The 9897-nt window shown below is 74.3% G+C and carries 14 protein-coding genes; 13 read left to right on the forward strand and 1 reads right to left on the reverse strand.

The window, feature by feature from the left end; genetic code table 11:
• A partial coding sequence (locus tag DKL51_RS00540) for a DUF2567 domain-containing protein (protein WP_260428316.1) occupies positions 1-850 on the forward strand: 850 nt, incomplete at its 5' end.
• Here the strand turns inward: DKL51_RS00540 and DKL51_RS00545 are convergent.
• Entirely contained in the window at positions 816-1517 is a 702-nt protein-coding gene (locus DKL51_RS00545; protein ID WP_109944042.1) for an LON peptidase substrate-binding domain-containing protein, read from the reverse strand. The two genes, DKL51_RS00540 and DKL51_RS00545, sit on opposite strands and share 35 nt — an antisense overlap.
• Before the next feature lie 106 nt (positions 1518-1623).
• Here DKL51_RS00545 and hisD point away from each other — a divergent pair, with 106 nt between their 5' ends.
• The 12 genes from hisD (at position 1624) to hisF (ending at position 9824) form a co-directional block, all read left to right on the forward strand.
• Positions 1624-2946 carry a histidinol dehydrogenase gene (hisD, locus tag DKL51_RS00550; protein ID WP_109965904.1) on the forward strand — a complete coding sequence of 441 codons (1323 nt, stop codon included), beginning with the start codon at positions 1624-1626 and terminating at the stop codon, positions 2944-2946.
• Positions 2943-4019, forward strand: a complete 1077-nt coding sequence (locus DKL51_RS00555; RefSeq protein WP_109965903.1) for a histidinol-phosphate transaminase — start codon at positions 2943-2945, stop codon at positions 4017-4019. The genes hisD and DKL51_RS00555 overlap by 4 nt, the downstream gene beginning before the upstream one ends.
• On the forward strand, positions 4016-4627 hold the full coding sequence (gene hisB / locus DKL51_RS00560; protein WP_109944045.1) for an imidazoleglycerol-phosphate dehydratase HisB: 612 nt from the start codon (positions 4016-4018) through the stop codon (positions 4625-4627). Before DKL51_RS00555 ends, hisB begins: the two co-directional genes overlap by 4 nt.
• A gap of 58 nt (positions 4628-4685) precedes the next feature.
• Complete coding sequence (locus tag DKL51_RS34600; RefSeq protein WP_165823079.1) at positions 4686-4856, forward strand: CG2302 family histidine operon protein; 171 nt, start codon at positions 4686-4688, stop codon at positions 4854-4856.
• Positions 4856-5479, forward strand: coding sequence for an imidazole glycerol phosphate synthase subunit HisH (gene hisH, locus DKL51_RS00565; RefSeq protein ID WP_109944046.1), 624 nt, complete (start codon positions 4856-4858; stop codon positions 5477-5479). Before DKL51_RS34600 ends, hisH begins: the two co-directional genes overlap by 1 nt.
• 67 nt (positions 5480-5546) lie before the next feature.
• On the forward strand, positions 5547-5870 hold the full coding sequence (locus tag DKL51_RS00570) for a hypothetical protein (protein WP_109944047.1): 324 nt from the start codon (positions 5547-5549) through the stop codon (positions 5868-5870).
• Positions 5871-5887: 17 nt separating this feature from the next.
• Complete coding sequence (gene priA / locus DKL51_RS00575; RefSeq protein ID WP_109944048.1) at positions 5888-6616, forward strand: bifunctional 1-(5-phosphoribosyl)-5-((5-phosphoribosylamino)methylideneamino)imidazole-4-carboxamide isomerase/phosphoribosylanthranilate isomerase PriA; 729 nt, start codon at positions 5888-5890, stop codon at positions 6614-6616.
• Positions 6613-7020, forward strand: a complete 408-nt coding sequence (locus DKL51_RS00580) for a RidA family protein (protein ID WP_109944049.1) — start codon at positions 6613-6615, stop codon at positions 7018-7020. Before priA ends, DKL51_RS00580 begins: the two co-directional genes overlap by 4 nt.
• 90 nt (positions 7021-7110) lie before the next feature.
• Entirely contained in the window at positions 7111-7557 is a 447-nt protein-coding gene (locus DKL51_RS00585) for a MarR family winged helix-turn-helix transcriptional regulator (protein ID WP_109965902.1), read from the forward strand.
• A 5-nt stretch (positions 7558-7562) separates the two neighbouring features.
• Positions 7563-7988, forward strand: coding sequence for an organic hydroperoxide resistance protein (locus DKL51_RS00590; protein ID WP_109944069.1), 426 nt, complete (start codon positions 7563-7565; stop codon positions 7986-7988).
• Positions 7985-8983, forward strand: a complete 999-nt coding sequence (locus DKL51_RS00595) for an NADP-dependent oxidoreductase (RefSeq protein WP_109944051.1) — start codon at positions 7985-7987, stop codon at positions 8981-8983. The genes DKL51_RS00590 and DKL51_RS00595 overlap by 4 nt, the downstream gene beginning before the upstream one ends.
• Positions 8984-9056: 73 nt before the next feature.
• On the forward strand, positions 9057-9824 hold the full coding sequence (gene hisF / locus DKL51_RS00600) for an imidazole glycerol phosphate synthase subunit HisF (protein ID WP_109944052.1): 768 nt from the start codon (positions 9057-9059) through the stop codon (positions 9822-9824).
• Positions 9825-9897: the final 73 nt, after the last annotated feature.

A 9897-nucleotide genomic window follows, 5' to 3' on the forward strand; every position in this document is an offset into this window, starting at 1 on the left:
GCCTGGTCACCCCGCCGCCGACCGCCCGTCCGGCCGTACGGAGGACTCCCCGCGACCGGCCCCGGACGCGGACCGGCCGGCCGGTTTCGCGCCGCTCGACCCGGACCGGGAGGTCGCCGGGTGGCCGGCCGGCCACCCGGCGACCTCCGGCACCCCGGTGACCGCGCCCGGTGCCGACCCTCTCGTCTGGTACCAGTCCGCCCCCGGGACCCGGGCCGCCGCCCCGGTCCGACCGGCCGGTGCCCGCCGACGGGCGGTCGGGGTGACGCTGGGCGCGGCGTTCCTGCTGACCGTGCTGGGTGCCCCGCTGGGGCTGCTCTGGGCCGCGATCGCCCCGGACACCCCGGTGCTGAAGACCGCCGAGGGGGCGATCTACGCCCAGCCGGCTCCGGAGCAGCCGATCGCCGCGGACGGCTGGTTCAGCCTGCTCGGGCTCGGCTTCGGGGTGCTCGCCGCGATCGCCCTCTGGTTCCTGCTGCGCCGCTGGCGCGGCCCGGTCGGGCTGGTGGCCGGCGTGTTGGGCGGCCTCGGCGCCGCGGTGGTGGCCTGGCAGCTCGGCCGCCGGATCGGCCTGTCGACCTTCCACCGGTTGCTGGAGACCGCCCCGAACGGGCAGGCCTTCACCAAGCCGGCCGACCTGCGGGCCGGCGGACTGGAATGGCTCGTCGTCCCGTACGGCAACCTGCTGCTGCCCGCGTTCGGCGCCGCCGTGGCGTACACCCTGCTGGCCGGCTGGTCCCGGTGGCCGTCGCTGCGCCCGGAGCCCGACCTTGAGGGGGCCTGGCCACAGGCCGGCCCGGCCGCTGGCGAGGGGTTCAGTTCGGGGCCGGGGGACCGGCCAGCTCGCTGAGCGGCACCGGCACCGCCCGCACCTGGCGCAGCAGGGCCGTCTCGCGGTGCAGCAGCCGCAGCTCGGCCCGGAGCCGGCCGGCGGTGTCGTCGATGGCGAGCAGTTGCTGTCGGTCGGCGAGGGCCAGCGCGGCCGTCGCGGCCACCAGGTGCGACAGCACCGTCGGGTCCTCCGGCAGCTGCTCGGAGATCTCCTGCGGGTCGGGACGGATCAGCCCGAGGTACTGCCGGAAGACCGAGATCACCCGGGCGGCGAGCAGGTCGGCGACCTCGTCCGTGCCGTCCGGTTCGGGCAGCCACTCCACCTCGGCGGTCAGGTACGGCGCCGAGCCGGTGTCGACGTCGGCGATCCGGAACCGCCGCCGCCCGACCGTGACGATGTCGAACCCGCCGTCTTCCAGCTCGGTGACCTGCCGCAGCTCGGCCGTGCAGCCCACCTCGTGCAGGGTCACGTCGGCGCCCGGCGCCGTCCGGCCCGCCGGCCCGCTCGGCGCGACCTCCCAGCCGGCCCGGATCGCCACCACACCGAACTCCCGGGGCGCCCCCTCGGGCAGCCCCACCAGGTGGCGCACCAGCTCCCGGTAGCGCTCCTCGAATATGTGCAGCGGCAGCACCAGCCCCGGGAAGAGCACCGTCCCGAGCGGAAACACCGGCAGCCGCGCAGTCACGCGTCCGAGGGTATCCCGATCATCGCGTTGCGGCGTGTCCCGGCTCACCGTCCCGGCGTACGGGCGGCGCGGGCCCGTCCCGGACCGGCCGCCTAGACTCGCAAGGGTGCTGAATCGGATCGACCTGCGCGGCGGGGTGCGCGACCCGCGCCGCCTGCTGCCCCGTGCCCAGCTCGACGTCTCCGTGGCCGTCGAGAGGATCCGCCCCCTCGTGGAGGCGGTCCGGGAGCATGGGTACCCGGCGATCCGGGAGGCGAGCGAGCGGTTCGACGGCATCTCCCCGGAGCGGCTCCGGGTGCCGGTGGAGGCGATCAAGGAGGCCGAGGGGACCCTCGACCCGCAGGTACGCGCCGCGCTGCTGGAGTCGATCACGCGGGCCCGGAAGGTGCACGCCGACCAGCGGCGTACCGAGCACACCACCCAGGTGGTGCCGGGCGGCACGGTGACCGAGCGCTGGGTGCCGGTCGACCGGGTCGGCCTCTACGTCCCCGGCGGGCTGGCGATGTACCCGTCGACCGTGGTGATGAACGTGGTACCCGCCCAGGCGGCCGGGGTCCGGTCGCTGGTCGTGGTGAGCCCGCCGCAGCAGGAGAACGGCGGCCTGCCGGACCAGCGGGTGCTGGCGGCCTGCGCGCTGCTCGGCGTCGACGAGGTGTACGCGGTCGGCGGCGCCCAGGCGGTGGCGATGCTCGCGTACGGCGCGACGGTCGACCCGAGCGGCGCGGAGCGCTGCGAGCCGGTCGACATGATCACCGGTCCGGGCAACATCTGGGTGACCGCCGCCAAGCGGCTGCTGCGCGGGGTGGTGGGCATCGACGCCGAGGCCGGCCCCACCGAGATCGCCATCCTCGCCGACGACACGGCCGACCCGGCGCACGTCGCCGCCGACCTGATCAGCCAGGCCGAGCACGACCCCCTGGCCGCCAGCGTGCTGGTCACCCCGTCGGTCGCCCTGGCCGACGCGGTCGAGCGGGAGCTGGCCCGGCAGGTGCCGGCGACCAAGCACGCCGAGCGGATCAGCACCGCGCTCGGCGGCGAGCAGAGCGGTGTCGTCCTCGTCGACGACCTGGAGGCCGGGCTGCGGGTGGTCGACGCGTACGCCGCCGAGCACCTGGAGATCCAGACCGAGAACGCCCGCGAGTGGGCGCTGCGGGTCCGCAACGCCGGGGCGATCTTCGTCGGCGCCTGGTCGCCGGTTTCGCTCGGCGACTACTGCGCCGGCTCCAACCACGTGCTCCCCACCGGCGGCTGCGCCCGGCACTCGTCGGGGCTGTCGGTGCAGTCCTTCCTGCGCGGCATCCACCTGGTGGAGTACACCCAGGAGGCGCTGCGCGACGTCGTCCGGCACGTGGTCACCCTGGCCGGGATCGAGGACCTGCCGGCGCACGGCCAGGCGGTCAGCGTGCGCTTCGCGGGGGAAAGCTCGTGACGACCCTCGACGACCTTCCGCTCCGCGACGACCTGCGGGGCCTGACGCCGTACGGGGCGCCGCAGCTCGACGTGCCGGTGCGGCTGAACACCAACGAGAACTCGTACCCGGTGCCGGAGCCGGTGGTGGACGCGATCGGCAAGGCCCTCGCAACGGAGCTGCGCGACCTCAACCGCTACCCGGACCGGGACGCGGTGGCGCTCCGCGCCGACCTGGCGGAGTACCTGGGCCACGGGCTCACCGTCGACCAGGTCTGGGCGGCGAACGGCTCCAACGAGATCCAGCAGCAGCTGCTCCAGGCGTTCGGCGGTCCCGGGCGGACCGCGCTCGGCTTCACCCCGGCGTACTCGATGCACCCGCTGCTGGCGCTCGGCACCGGCACCGGCTGGATCCCGGCCGCCCGGGGCGTCGACTTCGGGCTGACCGCCGCCGACGCGGTGGCCCAGGTCCGCGCGCACCGGCCGGACGTGGTCTTCCTCTGCTCGCCGAACAACCCCACCGGCACCGCGCTCGACCCGGCGGTGGTCGCCGCGGTGCTCGACGAGGCGCCCGGCATGGTGGTCGTCGACGAGGCGTACGCGGAGTTCGCCCGCCCGGGCACGGTCAGCGCCCTCGCCGTGCTGCCGGGGCACCCCCGGCTGGTGGTGACCCGGACGATGAGCAAGGCGTTCGGGTTCGCCGGTGGCCGGCTGGGCTACCTGGCCGCCGACCCGGCGGTGGTGCAGGCGGTGCAGCTGGTCCGGCTGCCGTACCACCTCTCCGCGCTCACCCAGGCCGCCGCCCGGGCGGCGCTCGCCCACCGCGACGCCCTGCTCGGCACGGTCGCCGCGATCATGGAGCAGCGCGACCGGATCGTGGCCGAGCTGCGCGCCCGGGGCCACCGGGTCGCCGACAGCGACGCCAACTTCGTGCTCTTCGAGGTCGGTGGTGACCAGGCCGCCGCCTGGCGCACCCTGCTCGACGCCGGCGTGCTGGTCCGCGACGTCGGCCTGCCGGGCTGGCTGCGGGTCACCGCCGGCACCCCCGCCGAGACCGACGCCTTCCTTTCCGCCATGGAGACGCTTCAATCATGAGTCGCACCGCCCGGATCGAGCGGGTCACCAAGGAGACCAAGGTCCTCGTCGAGATCGACCTCGACGGCACCGGCAAGGCCGACATCGAGACCGGCGTCGGCTTCTACGACCACATGCTCAACCAGATCGCCCGGCACGGCGGCTTCGACCTGACCGTGCACACGGTGGGCGACCTGGAGATCGACGCCCACCACACGATGGAGGACACCGCGCTCGCCCTGGGCGCCGCGTTCGACCAGGCGCTGGGGGACAAGGCCGGCATCCGGCGGTACGGCTCGGCCACCGTCCCGATGGACGAGGTGCTGGTCCGCGCCGCCGTCGACCTCTCCGGCCGCCCGTACGTGGTGCACGACGAGCCGGCGCTCGCGCCGTACATCGGGCCGGTCTACCCGACCAGCATGACCCGGCACATCTGGGAGTCGTTCGGCCAGGCGGCCCGGATCACGCTGCACGTCGACGTGCTGCGTGCGGCCCGCCCCGGCGGCCACCCGGACGCCCACCACGTGGTCGAGGCCCAGTTCAAGGCGGTCTCCCGGGCGCTGCGCGAGGCCACCTCGATCGACCCGCGGTCGCAGGGTGCGATCCCGAGCACGAAGGGAGCGCTCTGATGAGCGCGAGGAGTGCAGCGAAGCGGAGCCCCGCAGTCGCGAATGAAGGGTGGCTCTGATGGGACCGGCGCTGCCGACCCTGCTGCTGATCCTGGCTGGAGTGCTGGTCGGCGGCACGCTGTCCCTGCGCCGGCAGGGCGCGCCGCGCGGCGCCGTGCTGACCACCGGCGTGCTCGCCGCGCTGGCCACCGTCGCCGGTGTGCTCTGGCTGCTGCCCGGGGAGGGCTGATGAGCAAGCGGATCGTGGTGCTCGACTACGGCTCGGGCAACCTGCGCTCGGCCGAGCGCGCCCTGGAACGGGCCGGCGCGGACGTCACGGTGACCGACGACCTCACCGCCGCCGCCGAGGCCGAGGGCCTGGTGGTCCCCGGCGTGGGGGCGTTCGCCGCCTGCATGGCGGGGATCGAGGCGCTGGGCGCCGGCCCGGTGATCGCCGAGCGGGTCGCCGCCGGCCGCCCGGTGCTCGGCATCTGCGTGGGCATGCAGGTGCTCTTCGAGCACGGCGACGAGCACGGCGTGGTCACGAAGGGGCTCGGGCTGCTGCCCGGTGGGGTGACGAAGCTGCCCGCCGAGCGGCTGCCGCACATGGGCTGGAACACCGTCCAGGCGCCCGCCGACTCGGTGCTCTTCGCCGGCCTGCCCGCCGACAGCCGGTTCTACTTCGTCCACTCGTACGGGGTGAACGACGTGGCCGGGCTGGCCGCCACCGGTGCGAAGGTCACCACCGCGCACCACGGGACCGACTTCGTCGCCGCGGTGGAGCGGGGCCCACTCTCGGCCGCCCAGTTCCACCCGGAGAAGTCGGCCGACACCGGGGCCGTACTGCTGCACAACTGGCTCGCCTCACTGTGAGCGCGAGGAGTGAGCCGGGTTTGCGAGCCCCGCAGTCGCGAACGGCCGTAGTCCCGGTGAGCGCCGGGTGAGCAAGGAGCGGGCCCGTCGCCGGGCGGCCCGCGAGGCCCAGTTGGAGCGGGAACGCGCCGTCCGTGGCCGGCGGATGGCCCGCCGGGAGCGCCGCCGTGCGGTGGTACGCCGGTTCACGCCGAAGCTGCGTCGCGGCCGCACCGGTCGGCTGGCCCGGCACACCCGGGCTGAGCGGGCCGCGATCGTGCTGCTCACCCTCGTGGCGCTGTTCGGGATCTGGATTTTCGTCGACGACTTGGCGCTGCGGCTGGCGTTGGTCGTGCTGTTGCTGCTGGTCCTGCCGGCGATCGTGGTGATCGCCCTGGACCGTCGTACCTGACTGCGAGGAGAAGTGCGTTGAGCCTCATCCTGTTGCCCGCCGTGGACGTCGCCGACGGCCAGGCCGTCCGGCTCGTGCAGGGCGCCGCCGGCAGCGAAACCGCGTACGGCGACCCCGTGGAGGCCGCGCTGGCCTGGCAGCGGGACGGTGCGGAGTGGATCCACCTGGTCGACCTGGACGCGGCCTTCGGGCGGGGCACCAACGCGCACCTGCTGGCCGAGGTGGTCCGGCAGTTGGACGTGAAGGTCGAGCTGTCCGGCGGGATCCGGGACGACGAGTCGCTGCAGGCGGCGCTCGGCACCGGGGCGGCCCGGGTCAACATCGGCACCGCCGCGCTGGAGAACCCGGAGTGGTGCGATCGGGTCTGCGGAGAGTACGGCGACCGGGTGGCGATCGGGCTGGACGTGCGGGGTCGTACCCTCTCCGCCCGGGGCTGGACCCGCGACGGCGGTGACCTGTACGAGGTGTTGGAGCGGCTGAACAAGGCCGGCGCCTCCCGGTACGTCGTCACGGACATCACCAAGGACGGCACCATGCGGGGTCCGAACCTGGACCTGCTCCGCGAGGTCTGCTCCCGCACCGACGCCCCGGTGATCGCCTCCGGTGGCGTCTCGACGCTGGACGACCTGCGGGCGCTGGCCACCCTCGAGCCGATCGGGGTGGAGGGTGTGATCGCCGGCAAGGCGCTCTACGCCGGAGCGTTCACGGTGGCGGAGGCGCTGGAGACGCTGCGGGCCGCGGCGTGACCGCCGCGGAGGCCGGGGGCGTCACCCGGCTGGGCTCGGGCGGCCCGTGGGAGGCCGTCTACGGCTACTCCCGGGTGGTCCGGGCCGGCGACCTGGCCTGGACGGCCGGCTGCACCTCGACGGTCGACGGTCAGGTGGTGCACGTCGGGGACGCGGCGGCGCAGACCGCGCAGGCGTTGCGGATCGGCCTCGACGCGCTGGCCGAGGTGGGCGCCGAGCCGTCCGACGTCGTCCGGACCCGGATGTACGTGACCGACCGAATGTACGCCGACGAGGTGGGGCGGGCGCACAATGCGGTCTTCGGCGCGGTCCGCCCGGCGGCGACGATGGTGGTGGTGGCCGGGTTGCGGGATCCGGATCATCTTGTCGAGGTGGAGCTGGAGGCGTACCTCGGCCAGCGGTGACCCCGGCCGCCCCGCCCGGCGACGGGTGGGGGCGGCCACACCGTGACGAGATAGGTTGCGCGCAATCCAATTGCGGGCTACGGTTCTCCCGTGACCGATGATCTGGTGCTGCGCCGGCAGGTGTGCTTCGCGCTCTACGCGGCGTCGCGCGCCCTCACCGACGTCTACCGGCCCATCCTCGACGAGCACGGGCTGACCTACCCGCAGTACCTGGTGCTGCTGGTGCTCTGGGAGCGCGGCGACGAGGCCCCGACGGTCTCCGAGCTCGGCGCCCGGCTCCGGCTGGACTCCGGCACGCTCTCCCCACTGCTCAAGCGACTGGAAACGGCGGGCTTCGTGGACCGCACCCGCTCCGCTCGCGACGAGCGCCGGGTGGAGGTGGGGCTCACCGCGCAGGGCCGGGCCCTGCGGGAGCGGATGGACGAGGTGCCGCGCCGCGTCGCCCGGGCCACCGGCCTCACCGAGGCCGAGCTGATCGGCCTGCGGGACACCCTCACCCGGGTCACCGAGACGATCCACCGACAGAAGGAGCAGTGACCACCATGCAGGTGCTCTACACCGCGTCCGCCCAGGCGACCGGAGACGGTCGGGACGGGCACGTCCGCACCTCGGACGGCACCCTCGACCTGGACCTGGCGATTCCGAAGGAGATGGGCGGCACCGGCGGCGCGGCCAACCCGGAGCAGCTCTTCGCCGCCGGCTACGCGGCCTGCTTCCACTCCGCGCTGCGCCTGGTCGCCCGCCGGGCGAAGGCCGACGTCGCCGGCTCGGTGGTCGAGGCCGAGGTGGGCATCGGCCCGAACGGCAGCGGCGGCTTCGGTCTGACCGTGACCCTCGTGGTCCACCTGCCCGCGGTGGAGCGCTCCGCCGCCGAGCAGCTCGTCGCCCAGGCGCACCAGGTCTGCCCGTACTCGAACGCGACCCGGGGCAACATCGAGGTCGCCCTCACCATCCGGGAGGCGATGTGAGCACCAGCCGCGAGATCCACCTGGCCTCCCGCCCGCAGGGCTGGCCGACCGCCGACAACTTCCGCCTCGTCGAGACCGAGGTGCCCACCCCCGGGCCGGGCCAGATTGTGGTCCGCAACCAGTTCATGTCGGTCGACCCGTACATGCGCGGCCGGATGAACGACGTCAAGTCGTACGTGCCGCCGTTCCAGCTCGACGCCCCGCTCGACGGCGGTGCCGTCGGCGAGGTGGTGGCCAGCGAGGCCGAGGGGATCAAGCCGGGCGACACCGTGCTGCACGGGCTCGGCTGGCGCGAGTACGCGCTGCTCGACGCCAAGGCCGCCCGCAAGGTCGACCCGACCCTCGCCCCGGTGAGCGCTTACCTCAGCGTGCTCGGCATGACCGGGCTGACCGCGTACGCCGGGCTGCTCGACGTGGCCGCCATGAAGGCCGACGAGTCGGTCTTCGTCTCCGCCGCCGCCGGCTCGGTGGGCAGCCTGGTCGGGCAGATCGCCAAGCTCAAGGGAGCGTCCCGGGTGGTCGGCAGCGCCGGCTCGCCGGCCAAGGTCGAGCGGCTGAAGGCGCTGGGCTTCGACGCCGCCTTCGACTACCACGACGGCCTGGTGCGCGACTCGCTCAAGGCCGCCGCCCCGGACGGCATCGACGTGTACTTCGACAACGTCGGCGGTGACCACCTGGAGGCGGCGATCTCCTCGATGAACCTGCACGGCCGGGCCGCGATCTGCGGCATGATCGCGCAGTACAACGCGACCGAGCCGCCGGCCGCGCCGCGGAACCTGGCGCTGCTGATCGGCAAGCGGCTGACCCTGCGCGGCTTCCTGGTCGGTGACCACGGCCACCTGCGCGACCAGTTCGTCCAGGACATGTCCGGTTGGCTCCGGGACGGGAAGATCTCGTACGACGAGACCGTCGTCGACGGGATCGAGAACGCCCCGGAGGCGTTCCTCGGCCTGCTCCGCGGGGAGAACCTCGGCAAGATGCTCGTCCGGGTGTGACCCGCGACTCGTTCCCGGCGGCCGGCCCGATCGGGTCGGCCGCCGTGCCGTGCGTGTTGGATAGGCTCGCCGCATGACGGTGGCGGTACGGGTGATCCCGTGTCTGGACGTGGACGCCGGGCGGGTGGTCAAGGGGGTCAACTTCCTCGACCTGCGCGACGCCGGTGACCCGGTCGAGCTGGCGGCGGCGTACGACCGCGCCGGCGCCGACGAGCTGACCTTCCTCGACGTCACCGCCTCCTCCAGCGACCGGGGGACCATGCTCGACGTGGTGCGCCGCACCGCCGAGTCGGTCTTCATCCCGTTGACCGTCGGCGGTGGCGTCCGTCAGGTTGCCGACGTCGACACCCTGCTCCGCGCGGGGGCGGACAAGGTCGGCGTCAACACCGCCGCCATCGCCCGGCCCGAGCTGATCGCCGAGATCGCCGACCGGTTCGGCCGGCAGGTCCTGGTGCTCTCGCTCGACGTCCGGCGGGCGCCAGCCGGCACCACGCCGAGCGGCTTCGAGGTCACCACGCACGGCGGTCGCCGGGGCACCGGCATCGACGCGGTCGAGTGGGCCCGCCGGGGTGCCGAGCTGGGCACCGGGGAGATCCTGCTCAACTCGATGGACGCGGACGGCACCAAGGCCGGCTTCGACCTGCCGCTGATCCAGGCGGTCCGCGCTGTGGTGGACGTGCCGGTCATCGCCAGCGGCGGTGCCGGCGAGGTGGCGCACTTCCCGCCGGCGATCGGCGCGGGCGCCGACGCGGTGCTCGCGGCGAGCGTCTTCCACTTCGGCGAGCTGACCGTCGGCGAGGTCAAGGACGCCCTGCGCGGGGCGGGCCACCCGGTCCGCTGACCGCGGCCTCCCGGCCGCTCGGACGACGCCATGCCGACACGCCGAGCGCCGCCGACTCGCGGGTGTGCTGGGG

The organism is Micromonospora globispora, from assembly GCF_003857015.1.
In the GTDB taxonomy this organism is placed as follows: domain Bacteria; phylum Actinomycetota; class Actinomycetes; order Mycobacteriales; family Micromonosporaceae; genus Micromonospora; species Micromonospora globispora.